The sequence below is a fragment of the Pseudomonas sp. S2_C11 genome, assembly GCF_054668395.1.
The window spans coordinates 4,506,017-4,521,424 of sequence record NZ_CP162765.1 but is presented as its reverse complement, the minus strand read 5'-3'; the positions used below and the strand labels follow the sequence as shown (position 1 = coordinate 4,521,424).

11 protein-coding genes and 1 pseudogene are annotated in these 15,408 nt (G+C 59.2%); 6 read left to right on the top strand and 6 right to left on the bottom strand.

Annotated features, from left to right (window positions below):
* Positions 1-4: 4 nt before the first annotated feature.
* Positions 5-2,320 (bottom strand): TonB-dependent receptor, encoded by a 2,316-nt coding sequence (locus AB4N48_RS20495; RefSeq protein WP_056782900.1) that lies wholly within the window; start codon positions 2,318-2,320, stop codon positions 5-7.
* Between the two features lie 207 nt (positions 2,321-2,527).
* Between AB4N48_RS20495 and AB4N48_RS20490 the strand changes: the two genes are divergently transcribed.
* On the top strand, positions 2,528-3,208 hold the full coding sequence (locus AB4N48_RS20490) for a Fe2+-dependent dioxygenase (RefSeq protein ID WP_130928102.1): 681 nt from the start codon (positions 2,528-2,530) through the stop codon (positions 3,206-3,208).
* A complete protein-coding gene (locus AB4N48_RS20485; protein ID WP_460094229.1) occupies positions 3,205-3,960 on the top strand; it encodes a tetratricopeptide repeat protein in 756 nt (251 codons plus the stop codon). The genes AB4N48_RS20490 and AB4N48_RS20485 overlap by 4 nt, the downstream gene beginning before the upstream one ends.
* Positions 3,961-4,260: 300 nt before the next feature.
* On the opposite strand, the gene AB4N48_RS20480 is transcribed toward AB4N48_RS20485, so the two are convergent.
* From AB4N48_RS20480 to AB4N48_RS20460, 5 genes are all read right to left on the bottom strand, one after another.
* The gene (locus AB4N48_RS20480) at positions 4,261-5,424 is read right to left on the bottom strand and encodes a type III PLP-dependent enzyme (protein ID WP_016771733.1); all 1,164 of its coding nucleotides are present in this window, start codon (positions 5,422-5,424) and stop codon (positions 4,261-4,263) included.
* Positions 5,425-6,078: 654 nt separating this feature from the next.
* Entirely contained in the window at positions 6,079-7,236 is a 1,158-nt protein-coding gene (locus AB4N48_RS20475) for an osmoprotectant ABC transporter ATP-binding protein OsmV (protein WP_460094228.1), read from the bottom strand.
* Positions 7,233-7,886: an ABC transporter permease gene (locus tag AB4N48_RS20470; protein WP_039759484.1), complete on the bottom strand. Its 654-nt coding sequence runs from the start codon at positions 7,884-7,886 to the stop codon at positions 7,233-7,235. The genes AB4N48_RS20475 and AB4N48_RS20470 overlap by 4 nt, the downstream gene beginning before the upstream one ends.
* 13 nt (positions 7,887-7,899) lie before the next feature.
* On the bottom strand, positions 7,900-8,793 hold the full coding sequence (locus tag AB4N48_RS20465; protein ID WP_460094227.1) for a glycine betaine ABC transporter substrate-binding protein: 894 nt from the start codon (positions 8,791-8,793) through the stop codon (positions 7,900-7,902).
* A gap of 20 nt (positions 8,794-8,813) precedes the next feature.
* Complete coding sequence (locus AB4N48_RS20460) at positions 8,814-9,503, bottom strand: ABC transporter permease (protein ID WP_166554532.1); 690 nt, start codon at positions 9,501-9,503, stop codon at positions 8,814-8,816.
* 450 nt (positions 9,504-9,953) lie between these two features.
* Between AB4N48_RS20460 and AB4N48_RS20455 the strand changes: the two genes are divergently transcribed.
* From AB4N48_RS20455 to AB4N48_RS20440, 4 genes and pseudogenes are all read left to right on the top strand, one after another.
* On the top strand, positions 9,954-11,537 hold the full coding sequence (locus AB4N48_RS20455; RefSeq protein ID WP_016771727.1) for a peptide chain release factor 3: 1,584 nt from the start codon (positions 9,954-9,956) through the stop codon (positions 11,535-11,537).
* A gap of 322 nt (positions 11,538-11,859) precedes the next feature.
* A complete protein-coding gene (fic, locus tag AB4N48_RS20450; protein WP_252868795.1) occupies positions 11,860-12,984 on the top strand; it encodes a protein adenylyltransferase Fic in 1,125 nt (374 codons plus the stop codon).
* A gap of 12 nt (positions 12,985-12,996) precedes the next feature.
* Positions 12,997-13,185 (top strand): annotated as a pseudogene (prfC, locus tag AB4N48_RS20445) (peptide chain release factor 3); the annotation flags it as partial.
* Between the two features lie 986 nt (positions 13,186-14,171).
* A complete protein-coding gene (locus tag AB4N48_RS20440; protein ID WP_460094226.1) occupies positions 14,172-15,302 on the top strand; it encodes an MFS transporter in 1,131 nt (376 codons plus the stop codon).
* Positions 15,303-15,408 lie beyond the last annotated feature (106 nt).

The window sequence follows — 15,408 nt, the reverse complement described above, 5'->3', positions numbered from 1 at the left end:
ATCGTCAGAAGTGGAAATTGGTGCTCAACAGCGCCGTACGTCCCGCCGCCTGATTGGCGAAGTGGGTCGAGAAGGCTTTGTCGTAATAGGTTTCGTCGGTCAGGTTCTGCACGTTGAGTTGCAGGTCGACGTTCTTGGTCAGCTTGTAGGCCGCCATCGCGTCGTAACGCACGTACGAATCGACCATCGTCGTGTTGGCGACACTGCCGTAGACGTCGTCGACGTAGAACGCGCCACCACCGATCGTCAGCTTTGGCGTGACCTGGTACGTGGTCCACAGGCTGGCGCTGTTTTTCGGTGTGTTCGGCAGATCGTTGCCGTCGTTGGCACGACCCAGCGGGCCGCCATCAACCTGTTCGCTGTCCATGAAGGCGTAACCGGCGAAGACTTGCCATTTGTCGGTGATCTTGCCGCTGGCCGACAGTTCGAAGCCTTGCACGCGAGTCTTGCCGGCGTTTTCGTAGGAACTGGTATCGACTTGCACGCGAGCGTTTTCCTTCTCGGTGCGGAAGATGTCGGCGGTCAGCGACAGGCGATCATTGAGCAGATCCCACTTGGTGCCGATCTCGTAGTTCTTGGTGGTTTCCGGCTCCATGTCGCTGCTCAGCAGGTTGCCGCTGCGATCCGGTGTGCCGCCCAGCGGGTTGCCTTCCTGACCTTCGCCCAAAGTGTTGCCCGGCGGTGTCGCCGAGGTCGCATAAGAGGCGTAGATGCTGCCGTTTTCCGCCGGCTTGTAGACCACGCCGAACTGACCGGTGACGAATTCGCTGGTGTCATCGCCCTTGGAGGTGGTGGTCCCTGCGGCGTTGTAGGTTTTGTAATCGGTGTCGAAGTGGTCGTAGCGCAGGCCCATGTTCACCAGCCATTGCTCGGACAATTCCAGCGTGTCGAACACGTAGAGCGCGTAGGTGTCGGCCTGGGTGTCGGTACCGGCGTAGTTACGCGAGATCGCGCCGTTCCACGGATCGTTCGGGTTCGGGTTCGACAGCGAGGTGCAGTTGTAACCGCTGGCGGCGCCGATCAGGCCCGGGTTGCAATTGGTGGTGACGGTGCTGGTGCGCGGCGTGGTGTCGGTGTTGACGTTGTACGAGGATTTCTCGCTCTGCTCACGGGTGTATTCGACACCGGTGGAGAAGCTGTTCTTGAAACCGCCCACGTAGAAGGTGCCGAACAGATCGGTCTGGTTGGTGGTGGTTTCGGTGTTGCTCACCCGCGTGTTGGCCCGACGCCAGACGCTGCCGTTGTTGACGTTGCCCTTGCTGTCGTCCGGCTGGGTGAGGATGTAATCCTGCATGCTGCTGCCGTGGCGCAGGGTGTTCTTGATGGTCAGCGCATCATTGAGGTCGTGCTCGATGGCGAAGGTCGCGGTGTCGGTGCGGCCCTTGCGGAAGTCACGATCCAGACCATAGAAGTTGTCGTGATCGCCACCGGCGTACGGCTTGTCCGGATTGGACTTGGTGCGTGCGGCCGAACCACCGGTTGGGATGGTGTACGGGATGCCCGAGTCCGGGGTGTCGTTGCTTTCCAGATGGTAGTAGTCGAGGTTTACACGGGTATCGGTGCCCAGGCCGAAGGCCAGCGACGGCGCGATGCCCCAACGGTCGTAATCGACCTTGTCGCGACCGGCGACGTTGCTCTCGTGGCTCATCAGGTTGAGACGGCCGGCAGCGCTGTCGCTGAACTGATAGTTGCCGTCGAGTGTGTAGCGCTGGGTCTGGTCGGAGCCGTAGGTGAAGCCGCCGTCGAACGAGTTGCCCAGGTGCGCTTTCTTGCTCACCAGGTTGATGCTGCCGCCGGCGGCGCCGCGACCGCCAATCGCCGAGTTCGGGCCTTTGCTGACTTCGATGTTTTCCACGGCGAAGATTTCGCGGCTCTGCGAACCGGTGTCGCGCACGCCGTCCAGGTAAGTGTCACCCTGAGCATCGAAGCCGCGAATGAATGGACGGTCGCCCTGCGGGTTGCCGCCTTCACCGGCACCGAAGGTAATGCCCGGCACGGTACGCAGGGCGTCCTGCATATTCAGCGCGCCGGTGTCCTTGAGCACTTGCTGCGGGATGACGGTGACCGAGCGCGGCGTGTCGACCAGCGGTGCGGTGTACTTGGGCGAGGAGGCTTTTTCGACCTGGTAGGAGGTCGAGTCCTGGGCTTCACCAGTGATGGCGGTGGCGTCCAGGGCAATGGCGTTGCCGGAAGTTTTGCTCTCGGTTTTTTCCGCCGCGAAGACCATCTGCCCAGCCGAGCCGGCGGTGATTGCGACACCGATTGCCGAGGCGAGCAGACGTGGTGAACTGACCGGTAATTGTGCGTGTTGACGTGCCATTTTTATTCCCCTCCCCAAGGATTTGAGGCGGCGGAATATAGGGTAAACAGGTATTCGTATCAATTGCGAAACATTGTTATTCGCATTGAATTTACATTCTTTACAATTTGCTCTTACGGTCTCTGCCTGTTCGTTCGTCTCGGGGGTTTTACACAGTCAATAAGAATCAATACCATTGCCGCCTTCTTGCCATCAGGTGACATCGCCATGCTGTTGCACATACCCGGGCTGTTCGCAAAAGACGAAGTGCAGCGCATCCGCCAGGCCCTGGAGCAAGCGGATTGGGCCGACGGCAAGATCACCGCCGGCTTCCAGTCGGCCAAGGCCAAGCACAATCTGCAACTGCCCGAAGGCCACCCGCTGGCCAAGGAAATCGGCGCGGCGATGCTCGAGCGGCTGTGGAAGAATCCGCTGTTCATGTCTGCCGCACTGCCGCACAAAGTCTTCCCACCGCTAGTAAACTGCTACACGGCCGGCGGCAGTTTCGATTTTCACATCGACAACGCCGTGCGCCAGCCCAAGGGCAGCATCGAGCGGGTGCGCACCGATTTGTCGGCTACGCTGTTTTTCAGCGAGCCGGAAGATTACGACGGCGGCGAACTGGAGATTCAGGACACCTACGGCACCCAGCGCGTGAAGCTGCCGGCCGGCGACATGGTGTTGTATCCGGGCACCAGTTTGCACAAGGTCAATGCGGTCACACGTGGTGCGCGTTATGCCTCGTTTTTCTGGACGCAGAGCCTGGTGCGCGAAGACAGCCAGCGCGCGCTGCTGTTCGAAATGGACGGGGCGATTCAGCAGCTTACGCAGGACATGCCTGATCACCCTTCGCTGATCCGCCTCACTGGCACTTATCACAACCTGCTGCGGCGCTGGGTCGAGGTATGAGTTTCCAGTTGCGCCGCGAGGAAGTTCTCGACGCCGCCGGGTTGACGGCAATGCTTGAAGAAAGCCCGGCCCGCGCTGCGCAGGCGATTTTGCTGGCGGCGGGCGAGGGCGAGGTTGAAGCGCAGGCGCTGCTTGGGCAGATCCTGCTGGACGGTCAGGGCATCGCGCAGGATCAACCGCTTGCATTGCGCTGGTTCGGCATCGCCGCCGGTCGCGGGCATCTGATGGCGCGCAACATGCTCGGGCGTTGTCATGAGCATGGTTGGGGTTGTGCGGCGGATGCCTCGGTCGCGGCGCAGCATTATCGAATCGCTGCCGAGGCGGGGCTGGACTGGGCGATGTACAACTTTGCCAATCTACTGGCCACCGGGCGCGGGGTGACGGTTGATCATCAGCATGCGCTGGCGTTGTATCGGCGCGCGGCTGAGTTGGGCCATGCGAAATCGATGAATCTGCTGGGGCGCTATCTGGAGGAAGGGCAGGTGTGTCCGGCGGATCCGCTGGCGGCGCGTGACTGGTATCGGCGTTCGGCTGAGGGAGGGGATTTTCGTGGGCAGTTCAGTTTCGCTGCAGTTTTAGCGGATGAGGGGCGGATTGATGAAGCAGTTGTTTGGCTTGAGAAAGCCTTGGCCGGGGGCAATCTTAATTTTCTGCGGGTGGCGAGTGAAACGCTGTTAAGTGCTACAGATCCAAAAATCCAGGGGATGGCTGCTCGGTTCTCGCTTCGCTATGCAGAATTGCAGCGCGTCTGAATTCGCAAGCCCTCACCCTAACCCTCTCCCGGAGGGAGAGGGGACTGATTGGGGGATGTTTAAGAGGTACGCCGACCTGAAAGTGCTTTGCCGAATCCATAATCGACTCGATCCTTCTGGTCGGTGCATGATGCGCTACACCTCGGTCGGCTCCCTCTCCCTTGGGAGAGGGCTGGGGTGAGGGGCCTCGGTTTCAAGTACCCCGCAAAACTTCAAGTCGAACGCACAGACACAAAAAAGCCCATGACACGTCATGGGCTTTTCACTTGCAGCTAGCAGCTAGAAACTTGCCGCTGCCTCTTAAACGTAAAACGACTTCAGCGGCGGGAAGCCATTGAACTCGACCGCGCTGTAACTGGTGGTGTACGCACCGGTCGACAGCCAGTACAGACGATCACCAATCGCCAGGTTCAGCGGCAAGCCGTACTTGTAGTTCTCGTACATGATGTCGGCGCTGTCGCAGGTCGGGCCGGCGATGACGACTTCTTCCATCTCGCCTTTCTTCTCGGTCCAGATCGGGAACTTGATCGCTTCGTCCATGGTTTCGATCAGGCCGGAGAACTTGCCCACATCCGTGTAAACCCAACGCTCGACAGCAGTGCGCGACTTGCGCGCAACCAACACCACTTCGCTGACCAGAATACCGGCGTTGGCGATCAGCGAGCGGCCAGGCTCCAGAATGATTTCCGGCAGGTCATCACCGAAGTCTTCTTTCAGGAAGCGGATGATCTCTTCGGCGTAGGTTTCCAGGCTGTTGGTGCGGGTGATGTAGTTGGCCGGGAAGCCGCCGCCCATGTTGATCAGCTTGAGGTGGATGCCGTCTTCTTCTTTCAGACGTTCGAAGATCACTTTGACCTTGGCGATCGCCGCGTCCCAGACGCTGATGTCGCGCTGTTGCGAACCGACGTGGAAGGAGATGCCGTACGGCACCAGACCGAGGTCGCGGGCGAGGATCAGCAAGTCCATGGCCATGTCGGTCTGGCAGCCGAACTTGCGCGACAGCGGCCAGTCAGCAGTGGTCGAGCCTTCAGTGAGGATGCGCACATAGACTTTCGAACCCGGTGCAGCCTTGGCGATGTTGCGCAGGTCGGCTTCGGAGTCGGTGGAGAACAGACGCACGCCCTTCTCATAGAAGTAGCGGATGTCCTTGGATTTCTTGATGGTGTTGCCGTAGCTGATACGGTCCGGGCTGACGCCGCGATCCATGACTTTGTCCAGCTCGTAGATCGAGGCGATGTCGAAGCTCGAGCCCTTGTCTTTGAGCAGGTCGATGATCTCGACGGCCGGGTTGGCCTTGACCGCGTAGTAGACCTTGGCGAATTCGAAACCGGCGCGCAGGTCATCGTAGGCCTGGGCGATCATGGCGGTGTCGATCACCACGAACGGGGTTTCCTGTTTGTCGGCGAACGCCTTCATTTTGTCGAATGTAGCGCGCGCGAAATAGTCTTCGACCTGGATCGACATGCTGGGTGCTCCTATGGGCAAACTCGTAAAAACAATGGGTGCATGAACGCCCTCCGTATCCCCACTTTGGTTCGCCTACTTCCCAAGGCATTGCCGCCGAAAGCAAAAAGGCCCAGAGATGTGCAGCTATCCCTTGGCCTTGCTGTCTCGTCGTCAGTACTTGAGCCGGATGGATCGTTTCCAGCATGGACGTTCGGCGCGAACTTTAGGGCGTGAGGGGCGCGAGATCAACTAAAAATGTCGCGTTTTTGCACGCTTCTGACGTGCGTCGCGTTCATCACTCCTTCTACCCGACCGAGATGACGGGCAGATGTTCCCGGCGAATTTTCGAGTGTTAAAAATACCTGCACGTTCGTGGCTTTTGTCGGCTAGATCGTTGGTAAGTGTGATGGCGGCAACATCGGCGACGTTGGCAGCGAGAGAGTCTTTTGAAGGGGGATTTGAACCTTGAAGAAGCTGAGTTGACGACGCTCTTGCAGGAGAGGCTGTTGAGATTCTTTGTCACCCAGTGAAGATCAACAAAATTACGTAGATCCTGTGGGAGCGAGCCTGCTCGCGAAGGCATTTTCACAGCCGCCATCAGCGTCGACTGATATTGCGCTTTCGCGAGCAGGCTCGCTCCCACAGGGATCGGGTTTCAACCGCGTAGATGGTTTACGCGACCACGGTCTCAGCCGGCGAGACGATACTGGTCTTCATCCCCCGTGAACGTCCCGAACTCAGGTATGCCGCAATCGACTCCTGCGTCACTTCACCGAGGAATACCCGTTCGGCATCCATCACCGGCAGCCAGGCGCGGTTGAACTCGTACATGCGCGACAACAGGATGCGCAGGTGCTCGTCGTACGCTGCGGTGGCGTTGAACTCACGCAGGAACTGCGCGCAGGTGCCGGTCTGACGATGCAGGTCGCGACGGCGCACGTAACCCAGCGCCTTGTTCTCGGCGCAGGTGACCACCACGTAGCGACGGTCGTGCTCGTCCATCAATTCCAGCGCATCGGCCACTGGCGTTTCCGGGCTGACCGACGGCGCGTTGTCCGCCGCGTCTTCGGCTTTCACCAACAGCAGGCGTTTGAGCGTGCTGTCCTGACCGACGAAATTGCTGACGAAATCATCCGCCGGATGCGCCAGCAGGGTGTCGGGATGATCAATCTGCAGCAGCTTGCCGGTGCGGAAAATGGCGATCTTGTCCCCCAGTTTGATGGCTTCGTCGATGTCGTGGCTGACCATGATCACGGTCTTGTTCAGCGCGCGCTGCATCTCGAAGAATTCGTTCTGGATCATCTCGCGGTTGATCGGGTCGACCGCGCCAAACGGCTCGTCCATCAACAGCAGCGGCGCATCAGCGGCCAAGGCGCGGATCACGCCGATACGCTGTTGCTGACCACCGGACAGTTCACGCGGGTAGCGATGCAGATACTGCTTGGGCTCGAGCTTGATCATGCTCATCAGTTCGCGGGCGCGGTCGTGGCATTTCTGTTTGTCCCAGCCGAGCAGTTTTGGCACCACGACGATGTTTTCTTCGATGGTCATGTTCGGGAACAGACCGATCTGCTGGATCACGTAGCCGATGTTGCGGCGCAGGGTCACCTCGTCGAGATCGGTGGTGTCTTCACCGTTGATGAGGATCTTGCCCGAAGTCGGTTTGATCAGGCGGTTGATCATTTTCAGCGTGGTGCTTTTGCCGCAACCCGATGGCCCGAGGAACACGCAGATCTCGCCTTCATTGACGGTCAGGCTTACCGAATCCACGGCTTTGACATCTTTGCCGTTGCTTTGGAAAGTTTTGCTGAGGTTTTGAAGTTCGATCATTTCAGGAGTCCTTTTGGAGTCAACGAGCGTTGCAGCCATTGGAGAAACAGGTCGGCGAAGATCGCCAGAAGACTGACCAGCAGCGCGCCGACGATAAGCATCGACATGTCACTGCGGCTGATGGAGGCGAGGATCAACACACCGAGGCCGCCGGCGCCGATGGTCGCGGCGATGGTCATCACGCCTATGTTCATCACCACGGCGGTGCGCACGCCAGCGAGGATCACTGGCACCGCAATCGGCAGTTCGACCATGCGCAGGCGCTGGCCGAAGGTCATGCCGATGCCGCGCGCGGCTTCGCGGATGCCCGGTTCAACGCCGGTCAGGGCGAGGTAGGTGTTGCGCATGATCGGCAGCAGCGAATAAAGGAACACGGCGGTGATCGCCGGCAGCGGCCCCAGGCCCTGGCCGAACTTGGAATAGAACGGCAGCAGCAGACCGAACAGGGCGATCGACGGCACGGTCAGCAGCACCGTGGCACTGGCTTGCAGCGGGCCGGCGAGGGTGGGAAAGCGTGTCATCAGGATGCCCAGCGGCACGCCGATGACGATCGCCAGGGTCACGGCGATGCCGACCAGAGTGATGTGCTGCCAGGTCAGGTGCATCACCTGCTGCCAGTCGAGATGGGAAAAGGCGTTCAGAAATTCCATGACTTCTCCTCTCTTAATTCAGTGGATGCTGGCGCAGGAAATCGGCGGCAACGGACGATGGGCTTTCATGATCGACATCGACCCGCGCGTTGAGTTGGCGCATGGTTTCGTCGTCGAACAGTTCGGCCAGCGGCTTGAGTTGTTCGGCCAGTTTCGGGTTGGCGTCCAGCGTGGCCTGACGCACCACGGGAGCTGCGGTGTAGTCGGGGAAGTAATGCTTGTCGTCCTCCAGCAATTTCAGGCCGAAGGCCTTGAGGCGGCCATCGGTGGTGTAGACCAGACCGGCAAACACCTGACCGTTACGCAGCGCGGTGTAGACCAGGCCGGCGTCCATCTGCCGGATGTTCTTGCGGGTCAGGTTCATGTCGTAGAGCTTGACCATGCCGTCGAGACCGTCGGAGCGGTTGGCGAACTCGGTGTCCAGCGCCACCAAGTGGTTGGTCTTGGCCTCGGCGCGCAGCACTTCGTTGAGCTGGCTGATGTTGCCGATCTGCGGATATTGCTCGGCGATTTTTTTCGGCAGAGCGAGGGCGTAGGTGTTGCTGAATTTCGACGGCGTCAGCCAGATCAGGCCTTTCTTCGCGTCGAGCTCTCTGACCCGGGCGTAGGACTGCGCGCTGTCGAGTTTCTCGGTGACATGGTTGTAGGCCACCAGCGACACGCCGGTGTATTCCCAGAGCATGTCCAGTTGCCCGCTTTCGTGGGCGCTACGGGCGAGGTTACTGCCCAGACCGCCGGTGATCTGCGCGTCATAGCCTTTGCTGCGCAGGTATTGCGCGGTGATTTCGGCGAGCAGGGTCTGCTCGGTGAAGACCCGGGCGCCGAGGCGGATGACCGGTTTTTCAGCGGCTTGCGCGACTCCTGCGAACAGCAGGACGCAGCCTAAGATCAAGCTAAGTCGTTTCATAAATATTCCTTCGCAAAGCCTTAAGACGGGCGCAAACCGCGTTCCAGCCATAGGCGGCTGGCGAGGGTGACCACGCCATCGAGCAACAGCGCCAACAGCGCGGTGCACGCGGCGCCGAGCAGCAGTTGTGGCTGATTGTTCAGGGCGATGCCAGGGAAGATCAGGCTGCCGAGGCTGTTGGCGCCGATCAGGAACGCCAGCGGCGCAGTGCCGACGTTGATCGCCAGTGCGACACGCACGCCACCGACGATGATCGGCACGGCGTTGGGCAATTCGACTTTCCACAGCACTTGGCGCGGCGTCATGCCGATGCCGACAGCGGCTTCTTTCAGCGAGCCCTGAACATTTTTCAGGCCTTCATAGGTGTTGCGCACGATCGGCAACAGCGAGGCGAGGAACAGCGCGAAGATCGCCGGGCCACTGCCGATGCCGAGGATGCCCAGCGCAATCGCGAGCACGGCAAGCGGTGGCACGGTATTGCCGATATTGAAGATTTGCATGAAGCGTTCGGCGCGGCCGACCATGCTCGGGCGGCTGAGGAAGATACCGGCGGGAATGCCCACGACAAGGGCGGCCAGCATGGAAGCGAGGACGAGAATCAGATGAGCTTGCAGGTAAAACAACAAATCGTCGCGGTAGTGTTCGATCGTGTTGATGCCGATCCAGTGGACCAGCAGGGCCAGGAGCGCGATCACCACCGCACCTCCCATCAGCCCTTTGCCATAGCGGATAGCCACAGGCGGACTCCTTTTTTTGTAGTCGGCGAGCGCAGTCCCGTGTGGCATGCCAAGCCTTGGCTGCCGGGAGCGTCGTTCGCGAAAAGTAGCCGTTTTTCAGAGCCGGCAAAGCGGTCTGAAAGCGAGCCATGAGCGCAGCCTCGTCAGGCTAACTTGCTGATTTTTCAGCCCCTGACGAAAGTTCGTAACAGGGGATGGACGTCTCCGTGCCTTAAAAGGTTCCCACGTTAGACACTATTTGGCCACCCTGTTGGAGCTGCCGAAGGCTGCGATCTTTTGACTTTGCTGCTGAAAACAAGATCAAAAGATCGCAGCCTTCGGCAGCTCCTACGGGGTTTTGCGCGGCCGAGGGACGGTGGTTCGGCGATCACTTTTTAAGCTATACTCGCCGCCCTTTTTTGAATCACCGCCAGGCGATTTCCCATGACCCAACAGGCCGCCGAAGTCGCGAAACGCCGCACTTTCGCCATTATTTCCCACCCCGATGCCGGTAAAACCACGATCACCGAAAAGCTCCTGTTGATGGGCAAGGCGATTGCAGTGGCCGGTACGGTGAAATCCCGTAAATCCGATCGCCATGCGACATCCGACTGGATGGAGATGGAGAAGCAGCGGGGTATTTCCATTACCACGTCGGTCATGCAGTTCCCCTATCGCGAGCACATGATCAACCTGCTCGACACCCCGGGCCACGAAGACTTCTCCGAAGACACCTACCGCACCCTGACAGCGGTGGACTCGGCCTTGATGGTGCTCGACGGCGGTAAGGGTGTAGAGCCACGGACCATTGCGCTGATGGACGTCTGCCGTCTGCGTGACACGCCGATCGTCAGCTTCATCAACAAACTCGACCGTGACATTCGCGACCCGATCGAACTGCTCGACGAGATCGAAGCCGTTCTGAAAATCAAGGCTGCGCCGATCACCTGGCCGATCGGTTGCTACCGCGATTTCAAGGGCGTGTATCACCTGGCCGACGACTACATCATCGTCTACACCGCCGGTCACGGTCACGAGCGCACCGAAACCAAGATCATCGAGAAGCTCGACTCCGACGAGGCGCGCGCGCACCTGGGCGATGAGTACGAGCGCTTCATCGAACAGCTGGAACTGGTGCAGGGCGCCTGTCACGAATTCAACCAGCAGGAATTCCTCGACGGCCAACTGACCCCGGTGTTCTTCGGTACCGCATTGGGCAACTTCGGTGTCGACCACGTGCTCGATGCTGTCGTCGATTGGGCGCCGCGTCCGCTGGCCCGTGTGGCCAATGAGCGTACCGTCGAGCCGGTGGAAGAGAAGTTCTCGGGCTTCATCTTCAAGATCCAGGCGAACATGGACCCGAAACACCGCGACCGCATCGCCTTCATGCGTATCTGCTCCGGCAAGTACGAGAAAGGCATGAAGATGCGCCACGTGCGCACCGGCAAGGACGTGCGCATCGGCGACGCCCTGACGTTCTTCTCCTCCGAGCGTGAACAGCTCGAAGAAGCCTACGCTGGCGACATCATCGGTCTGCACAACCACGGAACGATCCAGATCGGCGACACCTTCAGCGAAGGCGAAGTCCTCGGTTTCACCGGTATTCCGCACTTCGCCCCGGAACTGTTCCGTCGCGTGCGTCTGCGTGATCCGCTGAAATCCAAGCAGTTGCGTCAGGGGCTGCAGCAGTTGGCGGAGGAGGGCGCGACGCAGGTGTTCTTCCCCGAGCGCAGCAACGACATCATTCTTGGCGCCGTCGGTGTGCTGCAGTTCGATGTGGTCGCCAGCCGCTTGAAAGAGGAATACAAGGTCGAGTGCTCGTATGAGCCGATCACTGTGTATTCGGCGCGCTGGATCGAGTGCGACGACAAGAAGAAGCTTGAGGAGTTTTCCAACAAGGCGGTGGAGAACCTTGCGCTGGATGGCGGTGGTCACCTGACTTACCTGGCGCCGACGCGGGTGAATCTGGCGTTGATGGAAGAGCGCTGGCCGGATGTGAAATTCCGCGCGACGCGGGAGCATCATTAAGGTTTGAGGTGTTTTTCTGAAAGCCCCTGAGGTGTAGGCCTTGGGGGCTTTTTTATGGGCTGCCGGTTTTGGTCTTGGCTTTTGGGCCGAGCATGGTCTGTCTTCATAACGTGCGCTGGGTTGGAGAACAATACGTCGCTTGAAATCCATTTTGAAGACACGACATGCGCACATGTCGTCGTCAGCGACATGAGATCATGACGTGTCGTCAAAATCTCAAAAAAGCGACACGTAGAGCGCACATGTTTACACTGACGCCATAAGGGGGCGCATACAGGTGTCCTTACCTTAATGTTTATCCCAAGGATCAGGCCCTTCATCCATGACCATACACGCACTTCCTTGGACGGCGGACAAGCCGTATAACCAGCTTCCGACCTTACCACCCAAAGCAGAGCTGGAGACTCGAGCAGTGCTCAAGCGCTGCATCGAGGCCCGCACAGCGCTTGCGGAGTTGAAGCAGGCAGCCGAGCTCATTCCGAACCAAACGGTGTTAATCAACACCATCCCATTGCTGGAAGCGAAGGACAGCTCCGAAATCGAAAGCATAGTCACCACCACGGATTTGCTCTTTCAGCACGCCCATGATGGCGAAAATCACGCCGACCCCGCTACTAAAGAAGCTCTGCGCTATCGCAAGGCTCTCCATCATGGCTTCCAGTCTTTGGCCGAACGCCCACTTTCCACTGGTACGGCAGTCGAGATTTGTCGCACTCTCAAAGGTGTGGATATGGACATACGCCGTGTGCCCGGTACTCAGTTAGCCAACGACCGTACAGGTGAGATCATCTACACACCTCCCGAAGGTGAGGATCACCTGCGTGATCTGCTCGCTAATTGGGAACGCTTTCTGCACAACGAGACGGATCTGGATCCACTGGTGCGTATGGCCGTTGGGCATTACCAGTTCGAGGCGATTCACCCGTTTACCGATGGCAACGGCCGTACCGGACGAGTGCTCAATACTCTGTACCTCATTCAAGAAGGTTTGCTGAACCTGCCGATCCTTTACCTCAGCCGTTACATCATCGCGCACCGCGCCGAGTACTATCGATTGCTGCTCGATGTCACTCGCGAGCAAGCATGGGAACCCTGGCTGCTTTACATGCTCAGCGCTGTGGAGGAAACCGCCCGCTGGACCAGCGCCAAAATCGCCGCCATCCGCAGCCTGTCCGAGCACACCACCCAGTTTGTTCGAGAGCAACTACCAAAAACATATTCCCGCGAGCTGGTGGACGTCATTTTCGAGCAACCCTACTGCCGCATCAGCAACGTCGTTGATAAACAGATTGCCCAGCGTCAAGCCGCCTCCCGCTACCTCAAAGAGCTGGTCGCCATTGGCGTTCTGCAAGAAGTGCAGGTCGGTAAGGAAAAGCTGTTCATCCATCCCAGGCTGATGCAATTACTGATTCGCGACAGCAACGACTTCAGGGCCTATGCCTTATAACATCGTTGCGTCTCCAGGCAGTTGCGTCAGGGTCTGCAGCAGTTGGCGGAAGACGGCGCGACGCAGGGGTTCTTCCCGGAGCGCAGCAACGACATCATGCTCAGCGTCGCGCCTGTGCTGCAGTTCAATGTGGTCGCCAGCCGTTTGAAAGAGGAATACAAGGTCGAGTGCTCATATGAGCCGATCACTTTATTCCGCGCGACGCGTGAGCATCATTGAAAGCCCCTGAGGTGTAGGCCTTGGGGGCTTTTTTATGGGCTGCCGGTTTTGGTCTTGGCGGCCTTTGGGCCGACCAGGCTGTTGGGGTTTTGGGTGAATATCCGTTGCTGCGGGGGCTGCGGCTGGCGGTTTCGCCCTTACGGCGAGTCACCTTTTCCAAACGCCGAAAAGGTAACCGAAAAGGCTTGCTCCTGCGTTCGGCCCTCGCAGGCTCGGGTTCCTTCGCTCCGGGACTGATCCGGGCGCAGCGGCTACGGTTTGCTTCGCTGCACCTCCTTCCGCTGTGTTCGACTTCGTCGAACGGTCGCTGCGCTCCCTCGCCCGGATCAATCCCTCCACTCAGCCTTCCGACGTCGCCCGTGGATCAAAAGCAAGATCAAAGGCACTCGAGCTTGCGCTCATTGTTTTGAGTGGGGCGGCTTTGCCGCGTGCAGCTGCGCTGCTTTGCTTTTTTGTGGGAGCGAGCGTGCTTGCGAAAGCGGCCTGACAGCCGGCCTGTTTCTTGAGGTCGTCCCCAATCCAATTGTGGGAGCGAGCCTGCTCGCGAAAGCGGCCTGACAGCCGGCCTGTTTCTGAGGAGGTACGCGGTCAAATTGTAGGAGTGAGCCTGCTCGCGATGGCGGCCTGACAGCCGGCCTGTTTCTTGAGGTCGTCCCCACTCCAATTGTGGGAGTGAGCCTGCTCGCGAAGGCGATCTGCGAGCCGACGATTTTCTGTTTGATGCAATCAATCCAGCTCGGCTGTTGGAGAGTGCGAGCTTGAAAAGCAAGGTCAAAAGTTCTCAGCCTGCGGCATGTCCTACAGCAGGTTGTAGGGCGAATCCTTTTTTTCCTGGTTTTGGTGTGCAGGTGTGCGACAACCGCCGTGTTGATCGTTAGTGTTTCAATCCCTGCAAGTCGTTCGAAGAGGTCAATGGAGTGACAAGTCGGCTGAATCCCCTGTTGCTTCTTAAAGGCTATTTCACCCCCATGGCCTGGGTCCTCGCGGCTCTATTGTTCATCAACCGCCTCAGCGCCATGGTCAAACTCTTCATGGCGTTGTACTTGCGTCAGGAACTGGGGCTGGCGATTGAAACCGTCGGCTGGTTGCTGTCGGCCTATGGCGGGGGGTTGTTGGTCGGTTCGATGCTCGGTGGCTGGCTCAGTGATCACGTGCGCACGGCGCGGCTGACGGCGGCGCTGTTTTTCGTTTCGGTGTGGGTGTTGATGCTGTTGGGGCTGGTGACGCAGGTGCCTTGGCTCGCCGGTTTGCTATTGCTTAGCGGTGTCATCGATGGGGCGATTCGGACGTTGCATCAGCGGCTGATCATGGAGTATTGCGAAGTCGCGCAACGCTCGCGTGCGCAGGCCCTTAGTCGGGTCGCGCGTAATCTGGGCATGGCCGCTGCCGGGGTGGCGGGTGGGGTGTTGGCGCAGGCGGATTTTCGTTGGGTGTTTTTTGCCAGTGCAGCGATGACGATGCTGGCGTTGCTGTGGTTCGCGCGCACGACGTGGCGGCGGCCGGTGCTGGTGGTTGGAGACGAATCCGCCGATGGCTCGAGCGTGCCGCTTCGCGACAAGCCGTTCCTCTGGTTGCTGGCGGCGACGGCCGTGCTCGGCATCGCGTTCGACACGGTCTACAGCACGCTGGGTAATTATCTGCGTGACTACTACCACCTGAGCACAGAGGCGATCGGCTGGCAGTTCGGGCTCAATGCGCTGTTGGTGATCGCTTTACAAATCCCGCTATCGCACGCGGTCGAGCGTTGGGGCTCGCGTTGGCAGATGCTCGTTGGCAGTGTCCTGTTGGCCTGTGGGCTGGGCATGTTGCCGTTCGGTTCCGGCTTGGCTTTTGTCTGTCTGTCGACGCTGATCTGGACGCTGGGCGAGGCGCTGTTCATGCCTCCACTGAATGTGCTGGCGATGCACTTTGCGCAGAGCGGCAAGAGCGGTCAGTACTTCGGGCTGTTCTTCATGAGCTGGAGTGCCAGCGCGTTGTTGTCGCCGGTGCTCAGCGGTCAGCTGTATGGCCAGTTTGGCGGGCACAGCGTCTGGCTGATGAGTGCGCTGCTGGTGCTGATGTCCATTCCACTGACCTGGCAGGCCACACGCGGCGCTTAGCAGTATCGGTTATCGGGGTTATTCGAAAGCAATCTGTGCATCGAGGGCATTTCTCCCCGCACCGCCGCGTCCTAAGTGGTGAGCCGGTCGGATCGCGACTAGATTT

Bases quoted from the DNA above. Each gene is read 5' to 3' on its own strand.
- AB4N48_RS20475 (WP_460094228.1), bottom strand. From the start codon at position 7,236: ATGATCGAACTTCAAAACCTCAGCAAAACTTTCCAAAGCAACGGCAAA.
- AB4N48_RS20480 (WP_016771733.1), bottom strand. From the start codon at position 5,424: ATGTCGATCCAGGTCGAAGACTATTTCGCGCGCGCTACATTCGACAAA.
- AB4N48_RS20490 (WP_130928102.1), top strand. From the start codon at position 2,528: ATGCTGTTGCACATACCCGGGCTGTTCGCAAAAGACGAAGTGCAGCGC.
- AB4N48_RS20440 (WP_460094226.1), top strand. From the start codon at position 14,172: ATGGCCTGGGTCCTCGCGGCTCTATTGTTCATCAACCGCCTCAGCGCC.
- AB4N48_RS20465 (WP_460094227.1), bottom strand. From the start codon at position 8,793: ATGAAACGACTTAGCTTGATCTTAGGCTGCGTCCTGCTGTTCGCAGGA.
- AB4N48_RS20460 (WP_166554532.1), bottom strand. From the start codon at position 9,503: ATGGGAGGTGCGGTGGTGATCGCGCTCCTGGCCCTGCTGGTCCACTGG.
- fic (WP_252868795.1), top strand. From the start codon at position 11,860: ATGACCATACACGCACTTCCTTGGACGGCGGACAAGCCGTATAACCAG.
- AB4N48_RS20455 (WP_016771727.1), top strand. From the start codon at position 9,954: ATGACCCAACAGGCCGCCGAAGTCGCGAAACGCCGCACTTTCGCCATT.
- AB4N48_RS20470 (WP_039759484.1), bottom strand. From the start codon at position 7,886: ATGGAATTTCTGAACGCCTTTTCCCATCTCGACTGGCAGCAGGTGATG.
- AB4N48_RS20485 (WP_460094229.1), top strand. From the start codon at position 3,205: ATGAGTTTCCAGTTGCGCCGCGAGGAAGTTCTCGACGCCGCCGGGTTG.
- AB4N48_RS20495 (WP_056782900.1), bottom strand. From the start codon at position 2,320: ATGGCACGTCAACACGCACAATTACCGGTCAGTTCACCACGTCTGCTC.